The sequence below is a fragment of the Micromonospora sp. NPDC049903 genome (genome assembly GCF_044460945.1).
GTDB lineage: Bacteria > Actinomycetota > Actinomycetes > Mycobacteriales > Micromonosporaceae > Micromonospora.
Window position 1 is genome coordinate 12,887 of the sequence record NZ_JBITKL010000013.1, and the last position, 23,336, is coordinate 36,222.

The following is a 23,336-nucleotide window of genomic DNA, read 5'->3' on the forward strand; positions in this document are numbered from 1 at the left end:
ATTTGCGGGATCACGACGACGCTCAGGTGTCCGGATCTCCCGCGACCCGCAAACGAGGGCGAACGGTGGGAGAGCAGACTGAGCAGCATGAACCTCGTGGAGTTGACGCGTTGGTCGAGCCGCTGCGTCAGAAGTCGGTGGCCTCGTTAGCCGAGCACGGCTCAGCGCTCCTCGAGGGACGCGCCGCCACCGCCGCGGGTGCAGGTCCGCGCACATCCGAGTTCCTGACCTGTGCAGGTCAGGGTGTCGAGCGTGTTTCCAGTGCGTCGGCACGGTTGGTCAGCTCTGCGGCGATCCCGTCCCAGTCGGGGCCGTGCAGCCAGAGGTTCTGGGCAGCCTCCCGCATCAACACCGGGTCGTCGGGTCGCTGCAGCAGCGCGAGCCGATAGGCGAGGTTACGCACCCATACCGGCAGGAGGCCGTCAACGATCTGCGGGCACAACTCGTGCAGCATGGCGAGAATCGACTCCGCGTCGGCGAAGGTGAGCTTCTCGATGAAGTAGCGCTCGTCATGATCGGCGCTGCAGCGAGGCGAAGCGGCCCGGTACTCGTCGCCATAGAGACACCGCGCGTGGTCCGTCAGACTGCTGTGCACCCTCGGACCCTACGGCGTGATGAAGGTGTGGCGGGACGCCGGATCCTCATCGCCGATAACTGGTCCGCCTTGCGACGTTGCCGCGCGTGTCCGTCGACGTCATCTGCCGATCACCCCGGGCAGCGACCTGGCGTTGCCGGCTGTCGTCGCTGGCTTCGATACGTGGTGTGAAGGCCGTCGGCACCATGTTGTCGTCCCCGCCGACGGCCAGGTGGCGGTATGGAGCACGAGGGGCCCCCAGCGGCTACCGGATCTGGGACAACACGGCCCGCCGCTGGTGGGGCGACCTCTATCAACTGTGTGCGGATAACGCCAGGACATCGCCCGGATATACGTGAGCAGCGCGTCGAGGTCGGCGTGGTTGAGGGCACCGGCCCAGACCTTGCACTCCGGGTTCTTCCCACCGCCCCACTGTTGGGACTCGGGATCGGTCAACGACCGTAGCGCGCCGATCCCTCGGGCTTCGTCGCCGTACGCGTTCGGGCTGGCCTCGGCCTGCCGCGGCGCCTCGCGTTCCAGCCAGTCACTCAATGACCGCACCGCGCTGTGATCTGCCATATCCGCCTGCACCATCAAGTCCGCCACCCAGCTCACCCCGACATGCTCCTGGAACGGCGGCACCACACATGCCCGGCCGAGCGAAGCGGCATTCGTCAACCTCACACGCCGTCGGCGAGGCTGGCACGGCGACCCCGCGCCTGGTGGGCGGCAGGCGCTACCGATGTGCTGGAGATCCGGTACCACGCTGCGGTAGACAGAGCCGGAGTTACCGTCTGCTACGCACACGGCCGGTGGCGCGGCGCGATCCGTCGCCCAGCAGGCACGTTCATCAACGCCGTCGACCCAGCGGCGCTCGCCCGCCACGACATCGAGACGGCCCAGCCAGTTGGTGGTTTGGTCCCGCAAGGATGGTGCTGGCGCATTGCAGGTGCCTCAGCCTGCCGTTCGTGCGGCGGGTGGAAGCAGCGAAGCCGTCTGCGGGGTCGATGATCGGGCCGAATCGAGTGCGATCACATGTGCTGGCTCGGGCAGGATGTCGGGGTGATCTGGGGGAGACGGGGCAGCGGGGTTCAGCGGTCGACGGTGGGAGAGGACTGGCCTCTCGGGAGGGTGCGAGTCGCGGTCGACGACGCTGCCGGTGCGGGCCGGTGGGAGGCGTTGAACCATCTCGTCGGGGTTCTGCTCGAGGTCGATGCTGCCGGCGATGAGGTGACGGCGGGGTCGGCGTTGATGTTGGTGGCTGGCGCTGCGGGGTTGGTGGTCCGGCTGGACCGGCACGCGCGGCAGGCGCCGTGGTATGGCCCGTACCAGGAGTCCGCGTTGTGGCGGGTCGGGGCGCGTTTCTCGGTCGCGTCGTCGGGGCCTGTCGCGATGGCGCTGGCGAGCATGCATGGGGACGGGCGGATCCGGGAACGCGCGGTCGCGGCGATGGTCGGTCGGCCGTGCCCGGAGGTGATGCCGTTCCTGGTGCTGCGTGCCGGTGATTGGGTCAAGCCGGTACGGGACCGGGCGCGGGCCGGGCTGGCGTTGTTGCTCGCCGATGATCCAGGTCGCTACCTGCCGGCGGTGCTGCCGATGGCGTTGCGCCTCGACGCGCGGCTGCGTGGTGGCTTCGCCGTCACCCAGGTACAGGCGGCGTTGCTGTCGAGCCCGGCGGAGGTGTGGCGCGGGCTGCTGGGATCGGGTTGCCGCAGGCAGCGGCGGTTCGTGTTCGACATTGTCGTGGCTCAGGGCTGGCTGCGTCTGCCCGACTACGTGGCCTGCGCCGAAACTGATGCGGATGTGGGGATTCGGGTCCGGGCAGCTGAGGCGGCCTGTCGTGAGGCGGTCTGGACCCGCCGGCATGACGTTCTGCATCGTCTGGCCCGGTCGGTTCGTGCTGAGGTACGGGTGGTGGCGCTGACCGGGCTGGTCCGGGTTGGTCAGGACAGTCAGGTTGCCGCGTACCTGGACGATGACGCGCCGCTGGTCCGGGCGGTAGCGCGGGACGCGGCGCGTCGGATCGGCATCGACGCCCGGGCGCATTACCGGACTGCGGTCAGCGCCGGAGAGCCGGCGCTGGGTGTGATCGTTGGGCTTGCCGAGGCCGGCTCGGCAGCGGATACCCCGCTGCTGCGTCCGCTGCTGAGTCACCCGCACGCCAAGGTCCGTACCCAGGCGGTACGGGGCCTGCGCCTGCTCGATGCAGTTGTCGCGCAGGAGATGCTTCCGCTGCTGTGGGATCCGTCGCCGGCGGTGGTCCGGGAGGTGACCGCCGCGCTGCGGCCCTTGACCGGCGCCCTGCCGCTGGGCTTGCCGTGGGAGCTGCTGGCGGATGGCCGGGTGGAGTTGCGTCGGGCCGGCTATCGCCTCCTGCGTGGCCACGGCGTCGACGTCCAGTTGCGTGCTGCCCTGATGCTCACCCTCGACCCGGACCCACGCCTGGCCGAACGTGGCAAGGCCGACGTGACCTGCCTCGCCCGCGACGGCGCACGAACCACCTGGCGCCGCACCCCTCGGCCACAGCTGTCGGTCACCGCCGCCCAGCACGACGAGCTCGCCGCATTGGCGGCACAAGCGGTGTTGGCACTCGGCGAGGACACCAGCCGGATGCTCACCACGTGGCTGGCGGATACCCGCCCCGACACATGAGTGCGCTCACCGCCTCACAATGGTCAGTGACCGACCCTGGGCTGGCGGATCTGCTCGTGTGCGTTGGGGGACTGCACGAGGAAATCGCCGCCGTTGGATACTCGATGCAGATTCCGGCCGCTCGGCCAGACCACGCGCGACTTGCGGCATGTCCGTGCGTTGCCACCGCCCTAGACTCATTCCCGTCCTCGCCCAAGGCGCGTTGGCTCCGGATGACCGTGCCCATGATCCAGCAGGAGAGGGTGGCAGCCCGTTCGAGCCGGGCCGAGTCCGGAGGACGCCTTGCCGTTGGCGGGGCGTCCTCGAGCCCTTTCCAAGCGGACAGCGGCAGATCCGTGCACTTCGTCATCACCGTCCGCATTCACGGCGGTGAGGCTTTGAAGTCCGGCCCGTCGTCCGGCACGACGAACGGTGAATGCCCTGCGCGGATGATGTCAACGGCTAGGTCGGCGAAGACGAGTGAGAGGTTGTGCCCGTTTGTCTCGATGGCCGCTTCGTGGAACGGGATGCCGATGGAGCGAGACCAATGGTCGGCGTCGGTCGACTCCGTCACGAGCCTCATTCCCGGGTACAGGTTCTGCCATTTCACACCCCATACGTATCCGTCGAGGTCACGGCCGTGGTCATAGTCGATGAGCCGGTCGTCGAGCGACTCGCGCCACACCTGCGGCGGGACGGCGGATACAGCCGTGGCACGGACGCAGTACGTGAACCGGTACCGAAGGTGCTGTGAGGCGATTCCGGTACGCGGGTCGGCGGTCGCGGAGATGAAGACGTCGTAGTCGCGCATGTGATCGGCGAAGCCGTGGAACACGATGGCTTGGTCGAACACCTCGTCAAACGCGGTCTGGATGCCGGTGGTGTCCACCACCAGATCTTGCACCGACCGTCACGCTGGTGGGAACACTCACCCGGCGTTGAGGTCGGTGACGAGGGTACGCAGCCAGGACTGCGCGAGGGCCGGTTCCCGACCGATCGCGCGGGCCAGGGCGTGCCGGCCGGACTGGCTGCGGCCGTAGGCGACCAGCGCCGCAGCCTCCGCAAGAGCCTGCCGGGTGCGTTCGTCACGGCCGGGACCGTCGACCTCGGCCAGCCAGCGGTCCGGCCGTAACGAACGGGTCAACTTGGTCTGGTGGTCGCCGAAGTACGACCAGACGGCACCATCGAGGGACACGTTGACGACCGCTTGCGCCGGCAGTTGCCGCGTCCAGGCGGCTTCCTGCTGCCAGCGATAGGTGTTCGGGCTGGTCTTGCGGCGGACGGTCACGCCAACGAACCGCAGCTTGCGCCGGATCACCGGCCACGGTTCGCGCTGCTCGTCGATCCAGTCTCGTAGCAGGTCGAACAGGTCGGCGAAGGTGTTACCGCCGTCGACCACATCCACGAACGTCACCGGCCGGCGCCGCCGCGCCAGGCTGCGCGGCGTCACCTGTATGCCCGTCAGGATCTCCCGGGCCCGGGCGTGCTCGGCTGGTGTCAACGCGCGCCGTCGCCACCGGCGCCCGGTGCCGGTGGCCGCGCGCTGGAAAGACAGCGGCAGCCGCCACAACAGGCGCCTGCTGTCGCTGGCGAGAGCACCGCTGAACAGGTCGAACATCGAGTCCAGGGACCTACCGACGAAAACCAGATCACCGTTGCCGCTGCGAGCCAGCACCTTTCCAGCGCAGGCCACCAGGTCATCGAGAAACCACAGATCCGGCGTGCTCGTGCCGGCCAACAGCGAACCGAGATCGTCCGGCGAGACAAGGTTCCACCGGAACGGCACAAGACTCCTCGCTTCGGACATGTCCGCGATACTGCCATGATCAACGGCGAACATCCGAGTCCACCGGATTCCAGACAGCCTGAGGTCCAGCGGCGCATGCGCTCGTCCCCGGGCAACTCGCGTTCTGCGGCAGAAGCGGATGGCTGGCTATCACGAACTCGGCGCCTGAAGGACGAGGCGTACTGGCCGGTTGACTCTTGAGGGAATGCGTGCGAGTTGCGAGGCTTACTCGCTATGAGTGCTAAGGGGCGCAGGCGCCCGGGTCAGCCGAGCGATGAGGTCGCGGCACGACGCGAGCGACGCGACGTGCGGATTCGCGCGGAACGGATCGAACTCGCGATGGCAGAGATCGACGACAGGCCGCCGACCGACGACATCGAGTTCGGGCCTGGCCGCGATACGCGCGTTCGGCGCGGCGGGCTGCCTGGCCTTGGTCGAGGTCGGTGACCCGTCCGCCGAGTTGCTCTGGGTAAGCCCTGCCGGGCTTCGTTGTTGGCGACTCGATCGCAGGAGCCGGGGCCAGGGCGATGTCGGCCGGGGCCTGTTACGTGGTCGACGTCGGCCGTGGTGACGAGAACTTCTCCTTGAGCGGGCTCGCTGGCGCCATGATCGAGGGCGGCCTGGACGGAGCGTTGGCGGGTGGTCTCAGCCGGTTCACCGGCGGTAGCCGTCTGCTCGACGGGGTTGGCGGCAGGACTCGAGGTGGCAGCGTGAGCGGCTGCCGGTTTCGGGCTGGGATGCCGATGGGCCGGGCCGCAAGGCCCGGCCCATCGGGCGCGCGTCAGGTCGACGCGCTTATCTGTTCCGTCAGCTCAGCCGGTGGGCGAGGCCGGTGGTGGCGTCGCCGTGCTCGTAGGAGACGAGCAGCGACGTGCCGGCCGGCAGACGCCCGTTCAGTGGCAGGACAAGGGTGTGGCTCTTGCTCAGGGTGGCCGTGGTCTGTGCCAGGACCCGCTCCCCGTCCCAGATGAAGACGCGGGCGGTGCCGCGTTGCTTCACCTGGACGTCCACCGAGACCTTCGAGGAGGTCTGGACGACCTTCTTGATCTTGACCGTGTTGCCCGGTAGTGCTGCGTAACCACCTGGCGCCACTCCGTCCGAGACGGACTGCAGGATCGTCTGCGGTGATTCGACGCTCAGCGCAGCGGTGTCGGGCATGACCGGAGCCTTCGGTGCCGACGGCAGCGCCGGCAGACCCGGCAGGGTCGTGATGCCCCACCGCCACGGGTCGGCCCGCACGCCGCTCCAGGTCGACCAGCCGACCCGGGTCTGCGCGGTCAGGTCCTGCGTGTCCGAGTCGTTGACCAGGATGTTCAGGCCCATCCGCGCCGGGTCGACGGCGTCCGGCAGCACGTCGAACGGCACCTTGACCTCGATCCGGTAGCCGGTGTACGGGTTGCTGGTGACGACAGAGGCGATCTCGAGACCCGGTGCGGTCTCCGGGCCACCCTGGTGGTTGTCCCGCTCCCGGGCGAAGCACGGCGGGTTGCCGTTGGCCGGGTCGTCGGTCGTCGGGAAGAGCGCCACGTTGAACACCGTGGAGGTGTTCGCCGAGTTGCCGCGCGGGTCGATGCCGAACTCGATGTTGTCGTTGCGGCGCGGACGCTTGCAGTCCTCCGGAGGCAGCACGGTGCCGAGTACGTCGTCGGTGATGGTGAAGATGGCGTACAGGGCGTCGTCGGTGTAGGTGAGCTGCGCGGTGCCGGAGATGTCCTGCGGCGGTGCGGCGGTGCCCTCCCAGCGGGTGGAGATGTCGATGACCTCGCCGGTGTACTCGCCCGGGGCGGCCGTGCCGTCGACGGACGGCGCGGTGGTGGCCCTCGGGATCGTGGTGACCGGCACCAGGTTGAACGCCCCCGGCTCGCTGGCGCTGCCACCGTTGTAGCTGGTCTCGATCCGCACCCGGTACGCGCCGTTGTCCGGTGCCCGGTTGGCGGTCGGCAGCGAGGCGTCGGTGTTGGTGACCGTGAAGGTCACCGCACCGCGGGCACCCGGCTGCAGCCCGGTGTACGGCAGCTGCTGCTCCGCCACCGAGAAGCCGGCCGGCACGTGCAGCTTGACGGTCCCGGACTGGACCTGGGTGCTGTGGTTGGTCAGGTCGACCCGGACGCTGCGAGTGGCACCACTGGGGATGCTCAGCAGGGACTCGATGAGCGCGTTGAGCTGCTGGTTCTTGTTGCGCACGGTCCACTCGCGGAAGTCGGCGATCTCCGGCAGCGGCTCAAGGGTGCCCCGGACCGGAGCGGTCGCCTGCACCCGCGCGCTGCTGGTGCCGCTGCCGTCCTTCCGGCTGGTCATCGTGGCCTCGATGCGGAACCGCGTACCCACCTCGAGTTGCGCGGGCGGGGTGACCGTGAAGCTCTTCACGACCTGCTTGCGCGGGGTGAGCGTGCCGACGTCGCCGTTGCCGCTCACCGTCCAGCCGGCCGGAACCTTCAGGGAGACCTTGGCGCCCGGGACGGCCCGCTCGGCGTACAGGACCGTGTCCACGCGGATGGGCTGTCCGGCGAGGACCTCCCAGTTCTGCGGCCGTACGTGGATCTCGGTGCCGAGCGGCAGCCCACCGGGGGCCCGCAGGGTGGCGCCCTGCAGCGCCCCGATGCCGGCACCCACGTTGGGGTTCGGGTACGGGGTGCGGCTGTCGATCAGGTTCAGCCGGTTGCAGCCGATGCTGGCCGGGTCGGTCGTCGGGAAGGCGCTGTTGCCCCAGCCCTGCGACACGTACTCCCGGCGGGCGAAGGTCTGGACCGTGTTCCACCGCTCGCCGTCGTGACGCGCCGACTCGTAGCCCTGCCAGGTGCCGAAGATGACGTCGCTGGACTCGGTCGGCGTGAAGGTGGTCTCGCAGGCCGGGCCGCTGCTGCCGGTGCCGCTGCCGCCGGTCTGGAAGATCCGGGAGACCCGCCAGGGCTTGAGCCCTTCCTTGGTGATCTGTTCTGGGAAGGCCTTCGGGTCGGCCGCGGCGTAGAAGGCCTCCACGGCCAGCATGGCGGCCTTCTGGTGGTTGCCGTGGTTGCCCTGGGTGGCCGAGGGGTTCATCGTGAGGATGACCTCGGGCTTGGTGGTGCGCAGGACCCGCACGATCCGGGACAGGGTCTCCTCGTAGCCCCAGACCTCCTCGGTCAGGGGGGCGCTGGCGGTGTACCAGAAGTCGAGCGCGTCCAGGTTGTAGATGTGGTCGATACCGGACCAGGCCACCGCCCGCCGCTCCTCGGCCTCCCGCAGGATGCCGAGTGCAGGGCCTTCCTCGAGGCCGACGGCGTTCCCGCCGCCCTCGCCGCGGGTGGTGGTGATGACGCCGGCCTTCATCCCCTGGTACTCGTTCCAGTACCCGAGCATGCCGAGCTGGCTGGCCTCGTCGTCGGGGTGCGCGCCGATGAACATGATGTCCAGGTCGACCGGCTTGTCGGACTTCTTGGACGGGCTCTTCGAAGTGGACGTGGGCGATGAGCCCTCGGAATGGGCCTGAACCGGACTGGCCAGGCCCAGCGACAGCAGACCGCACATGGCGATCGTCGCTGTGGTGCGCCATCTCATGGGCATACCTCTCCCTGTGGGGACGAGTACTGCGTCTAGGGCGGGTACCGGCGGGCCGAAGGTCGACAGACGCTTGACTCGCGCCGGGCCTCGATCGCGGACAGCTGTCCGCTGGAGACCGGAAACGGCCTCCGTGCGTCGTGGTTGCTAGACGGTGGTGGTGCGCGTGCCGTCGCGGACCGGACGGTACGCACGATGGGGATAGCGGCTGGTCCACCGTAGAGGTTGATCAACCGGAAGGCCTTCGGGCCGTAACGCTAGGGATGCGTCAGATACATAGTCAAGAGTTTCCAGGGACTTTCTTCCTTCTCTGAATAAAAGATCGCGCTGGTGATGATGCCTGCGGCAGTCCCGCCGCGTGGGTTGATAAGCAAGTTTTGCCCGTATTGAAACCCTTTGATCCTGGGCTGATGCTCGATACGCTGTCCAGGCTGGCCGCGCGTCGAGACAATCCCGTTACTTGACGCCGCCTTTTCTTCTCAGTAGGAAGGAAGGCGTGTCCAAGGAAGCGCCGACCAGCCCGGTCAGCCGCGAACGCTCCCGGGAGATCAAACGCCTCTCGGTGATCGTGGCCGCCCGGCAGGCGCGACTGCTGTCCCGAGTGGACCTGGCCGAGACGACCGGCCTCCCCGCGGCCACCGTGACCGCCCTCGTGCGGGAACTCATCGCCGAGGGTTACCTCATCGAACGGGGGCCGGGTGCTGCCACCACCGGGCGACCCCGGGAGATGCTCGCGTTCAACCCGCGCGCCGAACTCGTCGCCGCGGTCTCACTCGAACCTCCGCGGATCAGCTGCGAGATCGCCGACAGCGAAGGCGTCCTCATCGCGCACCGCACCGCGCGGCTCGGTGACGACGTGGTCGACACCATCTGCGCGTTCGTTCTCGAACTGGTCGGCAGCAACCTGCCGGCGCTGCGCGGGGTCGCGATCGCCGTGCCCGGGGTCTCCACGAACGGTGCGGTACGACTCGCGCCATCGGTGGGACTGGTCGATGCGTGGCCGATCGGCGAGTCGGTGCAGCGGCGGCTCGGCGTACCCGTCGTCGTCGACAACGACGTCAACCTCATGGCTGCCGGCGAGTGCGTTGCCGGCGCCGGGGCGGACGTCACCGACCTGCTGCTGATCCACGTGGCCGACGGCATCGGCGCGGGGCTCGTCCTCGACGGCAAGGTCCGCCGAGGCGCCAGCGGCGCGGCGGGCGAGGTCGGCTTCCTACCCCTGGACAGCGCACCGAGACGCAGTAACCGCGGTGTCGGCGAGTTCGAGGCCCGGTGGTCGGCGAACGCCATCGCGGAACGGGTGGTCGCCCTTAATCCGGGACGCCGACCCGACTCGCCGGTACGAGAACTGATCCAGCTGGCCGCCGCGTCCGAACCGGCCCGCGACTATCTCGACGAGGTCCTCGACGCCTGGACCCGGCTCATCCTCTCCTGCGCCTGTGTGGTCGATCCCGGGCTTGTGCTGCTCAGCGGTGCTGCCGCCGACCTTGACGACGCGCGGCTCGCACAGATACAGAGCCTCGTCTCCGCCGGGACCCCGGCTCCCACCCAGGTACGCCGAGCCACCCTCGGCGACCAGGCGGTGCTGCATGGAGCGATCAGCTACGCGCTGTCGGCCGCGCTTCCCCTGCCCGCGCTGCCCTGACTGGGAGCCTCCAACGTCTCGAAGCCGGAAGGACGCTGGTGGCGGGTGCCACCCGGAGTTTCTTGAGCAGACCTGGCGCGTGCAGGTAAGGCGAAAGGACGTGCTCGCCCTGCACCTCCCGGCGACGGAGCTGCGCCCGAAGGCCGCTGAACTCTGGTCACTCGCACCCGGCGTTGCCGCACTCACCACTGGAGCCAGCCTCACCCACGTCATCGATCCCGAGCACATCGCGCAGATGGCGGCCAGCGTCGCCGCAGCCTCGCAGTCTCGTCTGGTGGCGATCCTTAGTCGGTGTCGGTGTGCGACGAGTGTTGCCGGGGCCAGCCGTTCCCTGCGGGCACGGAGCTACCCGATGAGGGTGCGATGTCGTCGGGTTGGGCTATCCTCGCCGGCGTGGATGACGGCATCTGGCACCAGGACTCCGACGCTTCCCTGGTTATCCGTACTGACTTCTCCCGTTCGCAGGAATGGGCAGAGATTCAGGCAGCGATCGCTGAACCGCAGACCAAGGAAGGGTTCACGGCGTTCGTTGCATTCGTCGATGATCGCGCCTTCGAGAACATCACGCCGCCGCAACTGGTCGAGATGGTGCCCGCAGACAGCGATCATGTCGTCGCTTTCCTCGTCGACGCAGAGACGCTGACCCACCCGGACCGCCCGATCCTGGTGGTAAACCTCGACGACGACGAGGACGACGAGGACGACATGGAGGAACAGGGCGAGGGGCCTCAGCGCAGTGCCACGTTCCGGGTCGTGCCGTCAGAGATGTGGTCGGTGCAGAACAATCTCACGATCGCGAACATGGACTGGGAGGAGTTCGCCGACAACGTGGACGGCGAAGGCATCTTCCGCGGCTTCAAGTAGCACCCACTCTGGTGCGGGCCAGGGCGATACACCAGCAGTTCTTGGTCGATGTCGACGCCAGCGGCTCGCACACGGACCCTCGTACCCGACGCCGGGGGATCTGGCCTACGGAAACGTTGCCCAACGGGCATCAACAGGTCGTCGAACAACATCCGCCATCGTTGGGCGTCTGCCTTGTGCCGGTAACCACCGCTGCGTCATGAGCTGAGCGCGGCGGTCGGTGGTGTGCGAGCTGCCCGCAGCGCGGGGTACAGGCCGGCGATGGTGCCGACCGCGAGAGTGGCCCCGATAGCGACAACGATGGCGATCGAGGGGAGAGCGAACGGCCACCCATTGAAATACGCCATGATGATCGTTGCGCCGGTGCCGAAGGCGCTGCCGAAGATTCCGCCGAGGGCGGACAGGAGCAGCGCTTCGCCGAGGAATTGGACGAGGATGTGGCGGCGGGTGGCGCCGAGGGCTCGTCGCAGTCCGATTTCCCGACGGCGTTCGATAACGGAGATGATCATGGTGTTGGCCACGCCGATTCCGCCCACCAGGAGTGCGATGGAGCCGATGCCGAGCAGCAGACCGGTGAAGGCCTGGTTCGCGGCGTGGCGCGCCGCGAGCGCGTCCGAGGGTCGGGAGACCTTCACTTCCTCGGGTGCCTGGGGCGAGATGGTCGGGGCGAGGAGGTCGCGGATGCGGTCGACGGACGCGTCGTCGGAGCGTTCGTACACTGTCGTCGGGCTGCCGTCGAAGCCGAACAGGGAAGTCGCGACCGCTTCTCCGACAAGCGCGGCGGTGTCCAGTTCGGGCGCGAGAGCGACGGGTTCGAGGATGCCGACGACGGTGAAGTAGCTGCCGCCGAGCCAGACCTGTGTGCCGGGAGTGACGATGCCGAGCCGTTTGGCGGCGGTATCGCCGAGGGCAACGGTCGGGAAGCTCCCGGTGGCGGGATTGAGCCAGGCGCCGGACCGCACTCCTCCGGAGACGACGTCGAGGAGGTTCTGCTCGGCCACCATGGCGGAGATCCCGCCGGTGGCCGCAGGGTCGGACAGTTCGCTCCGGTAGACGGACTCGGTAAGGAGAGCGGTCGAGCTCGCGTCCAGGACGTCGTCGATGAGACGGAGCTTGTCGACGGTGTCCACGGGGAGCCTCGACTGCTCTCCGGTCAAGCTCGTCCCGGCAGTGGCGGTGAGCAGGTTGGTGCCGAGGCGGTTGAGTTCGTGGTTCAAGCGGGCCTGGCTCGAGGAGGAGATGCCGACCACGGCGATCATCGCTGCGATCCCGATCGCGATCCCCAACGCGGACAGGATGGCTCGGGTCGGCCGGGCCCGGAGGCCCGTCGCGGCCAGCGAGAGGACGTCACGGCCGCGCAGGGCGGAGCGTAGCGGACCCGGGTCGCGGGGCGGGGCAGGTGGCCGCTGGGTCTCGGTGGTGATCATGAGGTGACTTCGTTCTGGTCGTTGCTGAGAATCCGTCCGTCGCGAATGGCGATCCGGCGGGGAAACTCCGCGGCGAGTTCGTTGTCGTGGGTGATAACGACGACGGTGGTGCCTTGCTGGTTCAGTTCTCGAAGGAGTTCGACGATCGCGCCGCCGGACGCCGTGTCGAGGTTTCCGGTGGGTTCGTCGGCGAGCAGCAGCGGGGGCTCTCCAAGAACGGCGCGGGCGATGGCGACGCGTTGCCTTTCGCCGCCGGAGAGCTGGTGCGGACGGTGATCCAGACGGTGCCCCAGTCCCACGCGTTTCAGTGCGACGACGGCACGTCGGCGGCGTTCGGCTCTGGGGACACCGACGTAGAGGAGTCCATCTGCGACGTTGTCGACCGTGGTGGTGCCCTCCGCCAGATGGAACTGCTGGAAGACGAATCCGATGCGGTGCGCACGCAGTGCTGACAGGGAACGGTCATCGAGTTCGTTGACGTCGACCCCGTCGATGCGGACGATTCCCGAGGTGGGTGTGTCGAGCGTGCCGATGAGGTTCAGCAACGTTGACTTGCCCGATCCGCTGGGACCGACGATGGCGACGAGTTCTCCGCGATGGATGTCGACGGTGACGCCGGCGCACGCCTGTACGGGCGGGTTGCCGTAGGAGCGATCGACATCAGTGAGGGACACGAGCGGGGTCATCGCTGCGGCACCACGACACGCTGGCCGGCCTCGATATCATCTCCGCTGATCTCGACCCGACCACCCGCAAACAGTCCCGTCTTGACCGGGGCCTTGGTCGTCGATCCGTCGGAGTCGACGATTTCGACACCGAACTGCTGCGGGGTGATCGCGATGAGAGCTTCGACCGGGACCGACAGCACACCTTCTCGCTTCTCGCTGGGGATGCTCACCGACACGGACGCCTGCTGGAACGCTGCGGCCGTGGCCGGGTTGTCCAGCGAAACCACGATCGGGATGACCGTCTGTTTTTGCCCGTTCGCCCCGTCGATCTCGGTGGGGGTACCCACGGAGCTGATCTTCCCCGTCGTGCTTCCCCCTCCGGGCAGCCGCACGGTCACGGGGGTGGCCGGCACCGCGAGCTGCTGATCGCCAAGCTTGACGCTCGCCTCGACCACCTGTGTGGTGGCCGTGGCGTCGTACAGCGTCGTGCCGGGCCCTACGCGCGTTCCTGTGCCGTTGCTGATCTCGCCTACTCGCAGGTCACCGTTGGCGAAGACCACGGAGCCCAGCGGGAGGGCGCCCGTTCTCGGCAGTCCGTTCGCCTCCTGCCACTTCATGATCGCCTCGGCCGTGGCCCATCTGAAGTGCTTGTCCGGTTCGTCGCTGAAGTGGCTCAGGTCGCGGAGGTTCTGTTCCAGCTGTGTCACGTCGGGCCCGTCCTCCATGCCGCTGGCGAAGTCACGCCAGGCCGGTAGCGCGCCGCTCAGGAGAAAGGACGGCACGTCGTCGATGGCGTACAGGCGGTCGCCGCGTTTCAGCACCGAGCCCGACTGGGGAAGGGCGGTCACCGTCCCGTCGGCGTTCGCCTGAATCGAACGCGAGCCGGAGAACTTCAGCGTGCCGGTGACCGTGGTGTCGCCCTGCAGATCGCCCAGGACGATCTCGTCGGTGGTGCGGGTGGAGGCGTGACCGTTCGCACTGTCGTCGTTCGTGGTCGCGTTGGCGGAGTACATCCAGAGCACCCCTCCGGCGATCAACGCGACGGTCGCGACCAGGCCGAGGGCGACGAAGACGCGCCGTCGTCGTGAGCGAGGCGGAGGGTGTGCGGTCTGAGTATCGGTTGCGGCGCTGCTCATCGTCAGTTGCTTCCGGTCGCGGCACCGCCAACGCCGTTGGGCGCGCAGGTCTCGAACGCGTCTACGGGCACATCGCTCGGAATCGCGAGGTCCTCGCCGGGCGCAGGGTCGGCAACGTCCACGCCGTGCTCGCGCAGGCACTTGGCGATCTTCAGGTGTTCCTCGCGCAGCGTGTCCGCCGGGTCGCCCCCGTGGCCGGGGTCGCCCTCGCGGGCCGGCGGCCGGCCGATCTCCGACTGGCAGGCCTTCGCAGCTTCCAGGAACCCATCGTCGGCTTGACTGATCGACTGGCCGCCGTTGTTCGGGTCTGCCATGTCGATGCCTTTGCCACGCATGCAGTTCGAGAACGCCAGCTGGTACTCCTCGAACGAATCGAACGTCTTTGTCTGGTTTCCCCTCGGGGCGGGAGCCGACCCGGTGTCGGCAGTGCTGCAGGCAGTCAGCCCTGCGATCAGCGGCGCGGTCAGTAGCAGGGCGGCGATGTGGCGGGACTTCTTCGAGGTCAGCACGGGTGGCCCCTTGCGGTGTAGCGCCACGGACTCTCCGTGGGCGAACACCAGTGCACCGGCCCCTCCGTTGTCAGCGCGTTCAAGGTTTCTTTTACCTTTTCCCAACGCTCGGTGTGCTTCCCTGGACGGCAGACCGGCGACGAGAGGAGCACCCGTGCGCGTCCTGATCGTCGAGGACGATCCGTACATGGCCGATGCTGTCCGGACCGGTCTGCGGCGGGAGGCGATGGCCGTCGACCTCGCTTCGACGGGCGAGGAAGCACTCGAACTGATCGCCGGGAACGGGTACGATCTGGTGGTCTTGGACCGAGACCTGCCCAGCATCCACGGCGACGATGTCTGCAGGGTCATCGCAGCAGATCATCCCCGCATACGGATACTGATGCTCACCGCAGCCCGAACCCTTGATGAACGTGTGACAGGGTTCGAGATCGGCGCAGACGACTACCTCTCCAAACCGTTCGAATTCCCCGAACTCGTCGTGCGTATCCGGGCTCTGGAACGCCGGACCGAGCCTGCGCGCCCGCCAGTCCTCGAAGCACACGGGGTGCGGCTAGACCCGTTTCGGCGAGAGGTCTACCGCAGCGGGCGCCTGGTTCGCCTCTCCCCGAAGGAGTTCGCCGTCCTGCACATCCTGATGGCCGCTCAAGGCGGCGTGCTGAGTGCGGAGACTCTGCTGGAGAAGGCGTGGGACGCCAACGCAGATCCCTTCACCAACACCATCCGCGTCACCATCTCCAACCTCCGCAAGCGGCTCGGCCGCCCCTGGATCATTCAGACCGTCCCCGGTGCCGGCTATCGATTCGGCGACTGACATGCGCGGCAGGAAGACCGATCGCAACGGGGCCCGCCGGCGGCTCACCCTCCGAACCCGCCTCACCCTCAGCTACGCCGGACTCATCACCGGCTCCGGCGCCGTACTGATCACGCTCGTCTACCTGTACATGAGGTTCGTGCCGAGCTACCACATCGTCAACGACCATGCCTCGACTCTTCCCGAGCAAGGGTCCACCGGTGCTTCCCAGCCGACCAGCGGGATCGCCGTTGCCACCGCCGACGATTTCCTCGACAACCTTCTCATCGCATCGGTCCTCGCGCTGCTCGTGATGGCGCTGATCGGCGGCATCGTCGGATGGCTGATCGCCCGACGCATCGTCAAGCCGCTCAGCGAAATCGGAGACGCCGCGCGACGTGCGACAGAAGGATCGCTCGATCATCGGGTAGGACTCAGTGGTCCGCCGGACGAGATTCAGAATCTGGCGGACACGTTCGACCAGATGCTCGCCTCACTCGAACGCTCCTTCGCGGCCCAGCGCCGATTCGCCGCCAACGCCTCCCACGAATTGCAGAGCCCGTTGGCGACAATCAAGACGATGATCGATGTCGCTCTGTCCGGGCCGGCGCCTGACGTCGACGAGTTCCGCACCGTGATCGCTCGCATTGGCGAGGTGAATCAGAGCAGTATCGAGACCGTCGATGCTCTGCTGGATCTCGCGACGGCAGAACACGCAACCGTCCTGCCAGAAGCCGTTGACCTCCGTGCGATCGCGTCGGAGATCGTGGCCAACCTGCGCGGGGACGCCGCCCGCGCCGGAGTCGAGATCGCCGGCCCGGATGGACAAGCCGTGGCGTGGGGGAGTCGCGTCCTCGTACGACAGGCCGTATCGAATCTCATACGCAACGCGATCCAGCACAACCATGAAGGCGGACGAGTGTCGATCACTTGCTCGTCGACGGAGAAGCACGCCTCCCTGACCATCATCAACAGCGGCGCGGTTCTGTCGCCGGCCGATACGCACATGCTCACCGAGCCCTTCACCCGCGGCACGGGACGCTCCTTGACGCGGGGCAGAGGCCATGGCCTCGGCCTCGCCATCGCTCGGGCGGCGCTCGAAGCTCACAGCCGCGACCTGCTGCTCGCACCGAACGCCGAAGGCGGACTCACCGTGAGGGTGGAGCTGCCAGCCACATCCGACCCGGACCGCGACAGACTGGCTACGTGACCACGATTCACTGAAGGCAGTCCGTCCGATGCCGATAGCTGGCTGCACCTCGCTCGAAGTGCGAGGCCGCCGGATTCGACGTCGTACTCGTCGCCTCATCCTGGCTCGGCGGCCTCGCCCTTCGTCGCTCTCGCGGCCGCAGCGGCCGTCACGTCGACGATCGGGCCCGGCTCGTACGTGTCCAACGCCGTGGTCCGCGAACCGATCCTGCTCGCGGCCGATGTCGCCACGCTCGACCTGGTCTCCGGCGGACGCGCCCGCCTCGGCCTCAGCGCCGGCCACGCCCCGGGCGAGTGGGAGACCATCGGGCGGCCTCGTCCCGATGTCGCCGGGCGGGAGATGACGCCGACGTCGTCGGACTCACCGGATTGACTGGCCACGCGCTTTGTGTTGATCGGCACCGAGGCAGCGATCAGGTCCGCTTGCGGCTCGCGATCTCGTCAGCGAGCTGCTGCACGCGGGCGGGGTCCGCATCCCGGGCAAGGGCGACGTAGTGGTCCATGACGGCCGGCCGGTAGCGCACGGGCATCGTCTGTCCTGGGGAGAGTCGGGCGAGCTCGGTGATCGTGAGGTCTTCGTCTGCGATGCCGCGGAATGAGGAGCCGTCGGCGGTCTCCACGTCGAACATCAGGACCACGCGGGGGCTGCCGTCGCTGCTGACCTCCCGCCAGTCGACGAGTACGCCGAGCGCAAGCGCCCCCGTACGCAGTTCCGCATTACGCTTCCGTGCAGCTCTGCTGAGGAGCGGGTTCGGCGCGACGCCCGGGAAGTCGGGCCCGACGCCGAGCGATTCCCGACTCAGGTCGGGCCTGAGCTGCGCCACCAGGTCGTTGAGCTTCTTCCGACCGAACACCCTGACACCTCTCTCACACCGGTGCCGAAATCCCGGCCTCGCGCTTCGCCCGCACCGCGATCCTAACGTCGCCGGCCATTCCCTGTTGGAGCGCGACGCGAGCAGCCTCCCGTACGCCCCGAACCCGCCACGGTGGTAGGCGCCCTCGTCCTCGGCGCATCAGGCCTCAGCCGCTGCGCATGCCCCGGTCTCGGGGCGGGATCCGATCGTTGTAGGCCCCCGGCGGACCGGAGTAGCGCCTGCCGTCGAGGTACGGCAGTCCGTTGGCCGTGCAGCCGTGCAACCCCAGTGTCTGCTGCTGCATCACCGGAGCCGGTCGGCCACGTCCCGGGCACAATTCGTGACCCATGCCGAGGCGGTGACCGACCTCGTGGTTGACCACGTACTGGCGGTAGCCGTCGATGTTCTTGCCGAAGCCGGGCGCTCCCTTGACCCACCGGGCCACGTTGAGGACGACCCGATCGCCGTTGCGGCAGGAGGTGTAGCCGTCGGGCGTGTCCTGGCACCACACGTCCCGGGTGACGGGGGTGGCCAGGTAGACGGTGAAGTCGGGCTGGCGGCCGGGGCCGACGCGACGCAGTTGCCACCGTCCGCCGGCGGTCCAGCCCTGCGGGTGGGCGAGGGCCTCGGTGACCTGGTCGGCAAACTCGGCTAGCGGAATGCCCTGGATGCCGCGTTCCATCGCGACCTGGTAGCGCAGCAGCTGCCCGGCGCCCCGCCGCCCCGAGGCCGGCTCGCCGTGGGCGATGTCCCACGTGTTGTCGCCCCTCGCCGGATAGCTGACCGGCGGCGGGGGCGGTTGCGCGAGGGAATCGGCGGTCACCGCCGGTGCGGCGGTCACCGTCGGCCCGGGGGATTCGGCGGCCCGCGCGTCCGCGTCGGCGGTCGGGGCGCATCCGGCCAGCAGTACGGCGATCAGCGGTACGGCCAACGGCGGAAACGGAATCCGGCCGGTACGCACCCCGGTGTCGAACGAGCTCATGGTCCTCCGTCCATGTGCCTGCCGCTGGTCGTGGCAGGTGGGAGAAGGACGGCCGACGATCCCGGAAAGTTGATCCGCCGGCGGCTCAACCTTTTCGCGGTCCCGTCCGTCAGAGACGTCGTGAGGCAGCATGGCCAGGGGTGACGCGGAGTTCGTCGAGTTCGTCCAGGCGGCATCGGGACGGCTGGCACACGCCGCATACCTGATGACCGGCGACCATCACCAGGCCGAGGACGCCGCGCAGGCCGCTCTGGTCCGGACGTACGCCTCCTGGTCGAGAGTGCGACGCGACGACCCCTATGCCTACACCAGACGGGTGATGACCAACTACATCGTGGACGGTTGGCGGCGTCCGATCCGGGAGCATCCCACCGACGAGGTTCCGCACCGGCATCGAGATGACGTCGCGGACGAGGTCGCCGCCAGACGGACGTTGCAGCACGCTCTCGGCACGCTCACCGCTCGTGAACGGGCGATCGTCGTGTTGCGCTACTTCTTCGACCTGCCGGAACTGCAGGTGGCCCGCGAGCTGGAGGTCTCGGTGGGCACGGTGAAGAGCACCAGTTCCCGCGCGCTGGAGAAGCTGCGCCAGACCCTTGTCGAGCTTCCGGACACGCGGGGAGGGGATCGATGACCGAGGCAGACCGCCTCCGTGCGGCCATGCAGGCGAACGAACACGCCGAGTGGGGCCGGTTCGACGTCGAGGCCATCATGCGCGATGGCCGTCGGCTGCGCCGTCGCCGCTGGGCGGTCCAGGGCGGCGCCATCGTGCTCGCGATCGTGCTGGTCGTCGGCGTCGCGGTCGCGTGGGACCGACCTCGCCCCCCGGAACCGGCCTCGCCACCGGACCCGACACCCAGCGCGACCGCCACCGCATCGACTGAGGCGACACCCACCGCCGCCGCGACACCCCCGCCGGTGATCGGCGAGGTCGTTCGGACCGGCATCCGGTACGGCGACGAGGAGCGAGTGTTCTACGTCGTCCCGGTCAGCGTGCCCCGCGCGCCCGAGGTGACGATCGGGTTGGGCGCCGGCCGGCGTACCTCCACCGGTCGATTGATCCTGGATTTCCTGGTGAACGACGTCGAGGGTGCCGACCGCCGGCCCGGTTTCCACCAGATCGGGTACGAGCCGTCGGGTGAGGTGCTGCCGGACGACCCGGTGCCCACCTTCGGATACTTCGTCGGTCCCGCCGCGCGGATCGAGGGCACGGCCGGCGGCCAGACGGTCACGGCGCGGTTGGCTCGCTGGAGCGAGGACACCGACGTGGTGATCTTCTGGTTTCCTCCGCAGGCGCTACGGCCGGGGCAGCGCTTGGACGGCATCCGCGCCTGGGACGCAGGCAACCGACGACTCCGATGATGTGCTCTGGGGTCCATATCGGACTCCTGGCGTCATAAGTACACGGATCGGGTGTGACCCTTGCCTCTTCATCGACCGTTCTCTATGGTTGTCGGAAAGCGCTTTCCCGTCCCATGTAGCAACGTCTGAAAGGTGACATCCGATGAGACGCAAAGTCGCCACACGGTGGCTGGCCGGCGGTGCCACTGTGGTCGCAGGTGCCGTCATCGCGCTGGCGCTGCAGGTCCCCAACGCTTCGGCCGCCACGAACCTGAGCCTCGGTGCCGGCGCCGACGGCTCCAGCAAGGCCAGTGGCACCAGCTATGGCAACGTCATCGACGGCAACGCCAGCACCTACTGGTCGCCGAGCGGCTCCACCGGCACGGTCTCGGTCAAATGGGGCAGCGCCACCACGGTGTCCTCGGCCGTCATCGTGCAGGCCTCGGGCGGTGGTTCGATCAGCGGCTGGCAGCTCAGAAACCACGACACGGGCACCGTCCTGGCCAGCGGCAGTAGCGCCCCGAGCACCATCAACTTCTCCTCGACGTCGCTGAAGAAGATCTCCTTCGTCATCACCAGCGGGTCCGGCACCCCTCGGATCGCCGAGTTCGAGACGTACTCCAGCGGCGGGTCGACCCCGACCTCCAGCCCCACCAGCGGTCCGACGGCCGGCCCGACCGGCAACCCAGGCACGCCGACCGGCGCATGGCCGTCATCGGCTGGCTCGGCGAGCATCTCGGGCACGGTCAGCGTCTCCGGCACCTTCGACGGCGGGATGAAGACCTACTGCTGCATCGGTGACGGTGGACAGGGCGAGTCGCAGGACCCGATGTTCAAAATCGCCAACGGCGGCACGCTGCAGAACGTCATCCTCGGTTCGCCCGCAGGCGACGGCGTGCACTGCGAGGGCACCTGCACGCTGCGCAACGTGTGGTGGAACGACATCGGTGAGGACGCCGCCACCTTCAAGCAGACCAACGGCGGCACCTCCTACGTCATCGGTGGCGGCGCGCGCAACGGCAGCGACAAGAACTTCCAGCACAACGGCAACGGCACGGTCAACATCTCCGGCTTCTACCTCAAGGGGACCGGCAAGCTGTACCGCGCCTGCGGCAACTGCTCCACCTCGCACACCCGCCACGTGCGTATCGACAACGTCCTCGTCGACGACATCGACATGCTCGCCGGAATCAACAGCAACTGGAACGACACCGCGACGATCACCCGCGTGGTCGTCATCGGCTCGGCCACCATCTGCGGCAAGTACAGGGGTGTGCCCAAGGGCAGCGAACCCAGCTACCTCGGTGAGGGCTGGAACGACGCCAACTGCAAGGTCAACAGAAGTGACGTCACCTTCCGGTAGTCACCAGACACGCTTGTTGACGAAGAGGCACCCGCCGGCCGGCGGGTGCCTCCCAGTATCTGCTGCACCAGTAGGGGAGCGGCCGGGGCGACCGGTGCCGGCGTACGCCGGTCAGCCCGGCCGTACACAGGGATCGGGGACCGTGGTGGCCGAGGTCCGAGCGGCCTGGCCGTCCACACCGGTTGCTTGTACCCACCACGTCACCGTCGCCGTCCGGAGCCGCCGCACTGTGGCCTGCGCCGAGGTTCCCTGTCCGGTCATGGCCCGACTCGCCGTACGGCCACCCGCTGGCCTCCAGTACACCTGCGCCGCCTCGACTGTGGTGCTGCCGGTGGCCTGGACGACCAAGCTGTAGCTGTCCGCGCCGCAGCGCATGTGCGCGTCGGCCGAGACTGTGAACGGCGCGACCAACCGCGCCGTGGCCGACGGTCGGGGCGCTGTCGGGCGTGGGGTGGTCGGCCGGACCGGACTCGGCCGCGCCGTGGTCGGCCGTACCGTGGTCGGTCGGAGTGCTGTCGGTCCTGCGGTGGGCGGCGTGCTCGGCGCGGGCGGCGGTTTCGCACCGACGGTTCCGCCGTCCTGCCGGGGCGGAGGTGCACCGCCGGAGAGGCCGTCGGCGTCGTCCCCTCGACGGCCCGCCGGGTCCGCAGCCCCGGCAGTCCCCGTCGGCCCGTCGGCCGGTACGCCGGCGACAGTCACCCGGTCACCGGTGAGCGGACCGGGCGTCAGCGCCCAGACACCGGATCCGACCAGGAGCGCCCCCAGGAGGGCGGTCGCGGCCACCCGACGTCGCCGACGCGACCTCGCGGACGCCTGACGACCGGAAGACCCTGCGGTACGCGCCGCCCTCCCGCCTCGGGCCGGCCCGCCGCTACGGGCCGTCGGCGGGTCCGTCTCGGCGGCGGTGTCGTCGCCCGCTTCCACGCCCTGCCCCGCCCCACCGACAGACCCCCCGGACCGCACCGCCACCTTCCCCGACGAGCCGTCCTCCGCCACGTCCCTGGAACCGTCCCCCGACGGACCCTCCGGGGAGACGTCCTCCGACGAATTCCCGGACGAACCGTCCCCCGACGGACCCTCCGGCGAGACGCCCTCCGAAGGGTCCCCGGACGAACCGTCGCCCACCGGATCGCCCGGCGAGACGCCCTCCACCGTCTCCCCGGACGAGACCGCATCGGTGCGGGTCTCGGCCGTCTCGGAGGTGGTCGGGCTCGGCCACGTCGCGTCGACGGCGACGAGGAACGCCGGTGCCGTGTAGGCCGACAGCAGTGCCGCCGGATTCAGCTGGTCCCGCCGGAGCAGCCCGCACCGCCCACAGTCGTCGACGTGCCGGGCGACCCTTTTCCGCAGGGTCGGGGTGAATCGGCCCTGCCAACCCGCCACCAGGTCGGCCAAGGCCGGACAGTCCCGGGCGCCGCTGCGCGCGACGAGCAGGGCGCCGAGCGCCCGTTCCAACTGCGAGCGGGCCCGGGACAGGCGGGCGTGGGCATGGTTGGCGGGCAGGCCGAGGGCCGCGCCGATGTCGGCGGACGACAGGTCGTGGCGGATCGCCAGGTGGACCACCTCGCGGTCACCGGGGCTGAGGGACGCCGCGGCGGCGTGGACGAGGGCGCGCACCTGGTCGGCGTTGACACCCGCCCCCGGGTCGGGAAGGTCAGCGACCGGGTCGTCGGTCTCGCCCAGCGGCCTGGAACGGGCCCCCTCGCGAAGGTGCCGCAGGCACTCGTTGCGCACGATCGCGTACAGCCAGGGGCGGAGCCGGTCGGGGTCGCGTAGTTGATCCATGCGCCGGCCGGCGACGAGGAACGCGTCGTGCAGGGCGTCGGAGGCGGCCTCCGGTTCGTGCACCATCGCCCGGGCGTACGTGTGGAGCCGGTCGGCGTAGCGCCGGTACACGCCCTCCAGCCCGGCCGGGTCACCTCGTCGTACCGCCTCGACCAGGCTCCTGTCGTCCTGAAACGCCGTATCCATCCCTGCTCCCGCCCCCGTCGACGATTCCATTAGAGCGAAGGGGAAA

The 23,336-nt window shown here is 68.8% G+C and carries 20 protein-coding genes; 9 read left to right on the plus strand and 11 right to left on the minus strand.

What is annotated here, in order from left to right; translation table 11 throughout:
- Positions 1–238 precede the first annotated feature (238 nt).
- Positions 239–595: a hypothetical protein gene (locus ACIBO1_RS20050; protein WP_396748571.1), complete on the minus strand. Its 357-nt coding sequence runs from the start codon at positions 593–595 to the stop codon at positions 239–241.
- A gap of 1,110 nt (positions 596–1,705) precedes the next feature.
- On the opposite strand from ACIBO1_RS20050, the gene ACIBO1_RS20055 reads away from it, so the two are divergent.
- Positions 1,706–3,226 carry a hypothetical protein gene (locus ACIBO1_RS20055; RefSeq protein ID WP_396748573.1) on the plus strand — a complete coding sequence of 507 codons (1,521 nt, stop codon included), beginning with the start codon at positions 1,706–1,708 and terminating at the stop codon, positions 3,224–3,226.
- A gap of 361 nt (positions 3,227–3,587) precedes the next feature.
- On the opposite strand, the gene ACIBO1_RS20060 is transcribed toward ACIBO1_RS20055, so the two are convergent.
- From ACIBO1_RS20060 to ACIBO1_RS20070, 3 genes are all read right to left on the minus strand, one after another.
- Positions 3,588–4,094, minus strand: coding sequence for a hypothetical protein (locus ACIBO1_RS20060; protein WP_396748575.1), 507 nt, complete (start codon positions 4,092–4,094; stop codon positions 3,588–3,590).
- Between the two features lie 39 nt (positions 4,095–4,133).
- On the minus strand, positions 4,134–5,012 hold the full coding sequence (locus tag ACIBO1_RS20065; RefSeq protein WP_396748577.1) for a hypothetical protein: 879 nt from the start codon (positions 5,010–5,012) through the stop codon (positions 4,134–4,136).
- A gap of 786 nt (positions 5,013–5,798) precedes the next feature.
- Positions 5,799–8,528, minus strand: a complete 2,730-nt coding sequence (locus ACIBO1_RS20070) for a PIG-L family deacetylase (RefSeq protein ID WP_396748579.1) — start codon at positions 8,526–8,528, stop codon at positions 5,799–5,801.
- A 496-nt stretch (positions 8,529–9,024) separates the two neighbouring features.
- Between ACIBO1_RS20070 and ACIBO1_RS20075 the strand changes: the two genes are divergently transcribed.
- Positions 9,025–10,173 carry an ROK family protein gene (locus ACIBO1_RS20075; protein WP_396748581.1) on the plus strand — a complete coding sequence of 383 codons (1,149 nt, stop codon included), beginning with the start codon at positions 9,025–9,027 and terminating at the stop codon, positions 10,171–10,173.
- Between the two features lie 393 nt (positions 10,174–10,566).
- Positions 10,567–11,037: a DUF6924 domain-containing protein gene (locus ACIBO1_RS20080; protein WP_396748583.1), complete on the plus strand. Its 471-nt coding sequence runs from the start codon at positions 10,567–10,569 to the stop codon at positions 11,035–11,037.
- Between the two features lie 197 nt (positions 11,038–11,234).
- Here the strand turns inward: ACIBO1_RS20080 and ACIBO1_RS20085 are convergent, their stop codons facing one another.
- The 4 genes from ACIBO1_RS20085 to ACIBO1_RS20100 are packed head-to-tail and all read right to left on the minus strand — an operon-like array spanning position 11,235 to position 14,777.
- Positions 11,235–12,464, minus strand: coding sequence for an ABC transporter permease (locus ACIBO1_RS20085; protein ID WP_396748585.1), 1,230 nt, complete (start codon positions 12,462–12,464; stop codon positions 11,235–11,237).
- Complete coding sequence (locus tag ACIBO1_RS20090; RefSeq protein ID WP_396748587.1) at positions 12,461–13,150, minus strand: ABC transporter ATP-binding protein; 690 nt, start codon at positions 13,148–13,150, stop codon at positions 12,461–12,463. Before ACIBO1_RS20090 ends, ACIBO1_RS20085 begins: the two co-directional genes overlap by 4 nt.
- Positions 13,147–14,268: a peptidoglycan-binding protein gene (locus ACIBO1_RS20095; RefSeq protein WP_396748589.1), complete on the minus strand. Its 1,122-nt coding sequence runs from the start codon at positions 14,266–14,268 to the stop codon at positions 13,147–13,149. The genes ACIBO1_RS20090 and ACIBO1_RS20095 overlap by 4 nt, the downstream gene beginning before the upstream one ends.
- Positions 14,269–14,270: 2 nt before the next feature.
- Positions 14,271–14,777, minus strand: coding sequence for a hypothetical protein (locus ACIBO1_RS20100; protein ID WP_396748591.1), 507 nt, complete (start codon positions 14,775–14,777; stop codon positions 14,271–14,273).
- A 154-nt stretch (positions 14,778–14,931) separates the two neighbouring features.
- On the opposite strand from ACIBO1_RS20100, the gene ACIBO1_RS20105 reads away from it, so the two are divergent.
- From ACIBO1_RS20105 to ACIBO1_RS20115, 3 genes are read left to right on the plus strand one after another with little or no spacing between them, the layout of a single operon-like run.
- The gene (locus ACIBO1_RS20105; protein ID WP_396748593.1) at positions 14,932–15,591 is read left to right on the plus strand and encodes a response regulator transcription factor; all 660 of its coding nucleotides are present in this window, start codon (positions 14,932–14,934) and stop codon (positions 15,589–15,591) included.
- Between the two features lies 1 nt (position 15,592).
- On the plus strand, positions 15,593–16,780 hold the full coding sequence (locus tag ACIBO1_RS20110) for a sensor histidine kinase (protein WP_396748595.1): 1,188 nt from the start codon (positions 15,593–15,595) through the stop codon (positions 16,778–16,780).
- Between the two features lie 42 nt (positions 16,781–16,822).
- Entirely contained in the window at positions 16,823–17,152 is a 330-nt protein-coding gene (locus ACIBO1_RS20115) for an LLM class flavin-dependent oxidoreductase (RefSeq protein ID WP_396748836.1), read from the plus strand.
- 40 nt (positions 17,153–17,192) lie between these two features.
- On the opposite strand, the gene ACIBO1_RS20120 is transcribed toward ACIBO1_RS20115, so the two are convergent.
- Complete coding sequence (locus tag ACIBO1_RS20120; protein WP_396748597.1) at positions 17,193–17,633, minus strand: hypothetical protein; 441 nt, start codon at positions 17,631–17,633, stop codon at positions 17,193–17,195.
- Positions 17,634–17,799: 166 nt separating this feature from the next.
- Positions 17,800–18,615: a DUF3152 domain-containing protein gene (locus tag ACIBO1_RS20125; protein ID WP_396748599.1), complete on the minus strand. Its 816-nt coding sequence runs from the start codon at positions 18,613–18,615 to the stop codon at positions 17,800–17,802.
- A gap of 130 nt (positions 18,616–18,745) precedes the next feature.
- On the opposite strand from ACIBO1_RS20125, the gene ACIBO1_RS20130 reads away from it, so the two are divergent.
- From ACIBO1_RS20130 to ACIBO1_RS20140, 3 genes are all read left to right on the plus strand, one after another.
- On the plus strand, positions 18,746–19,249 hold the full coding sequence (locus tag ACIBO1_RS20130) for a SigE family RNA polymerase sigma factor (RefSeq protein WP_396748601.1): 504 nt from the start codon (positions 18,746–18,748) through the stop codon (positions 19,247–19,249).
- A complete protein-coding gene (locus ACIBO1_RS20135) occupies positions 19,246–19,977 on the plus strand; it encodes a hypothetical protein (protein WP_396748603.1) in 732 nt (243 codons plus the stop codon). Before ACIBO1_RS20130 ends, ACIBO1_RS20135 begins: the two co-directional genes overlap by 4 nt.
- 142 nt (positions 19,978–20,119) lie before the next feature.
- The gene (locus ACIBO1_RS20140) at positions 20,120–21,319 is read left to right on the plus strand and encodes a pectate lyase (protein WP_396748605.1); all 1,200 of its coding nucleotides are present in this window, start codon (positions 20,120–20,122) and stop codon (positions 21,317–21,319) included.
- Between the two features lie 111 nt (positions 21,320–21,430).
- Here ACIBO1_RS20140 and ACIBO1_RS20145 read toward each other — a convergent pair whose 3' ends face one another.
- Positions 21,431–23,290: an RNA polymerase sigma factor gene (locus tag ACIBO1_RS20145; protein ID WP_396748607.1), complete on the minus strand. Its 1,860-nt coding sequence runs from the start codon at positions 23,288–23,290 to the stop codon at positions 21,431–21,433.
- Positions 23,291–23,336: the final 46 nt, after the last annotated feature.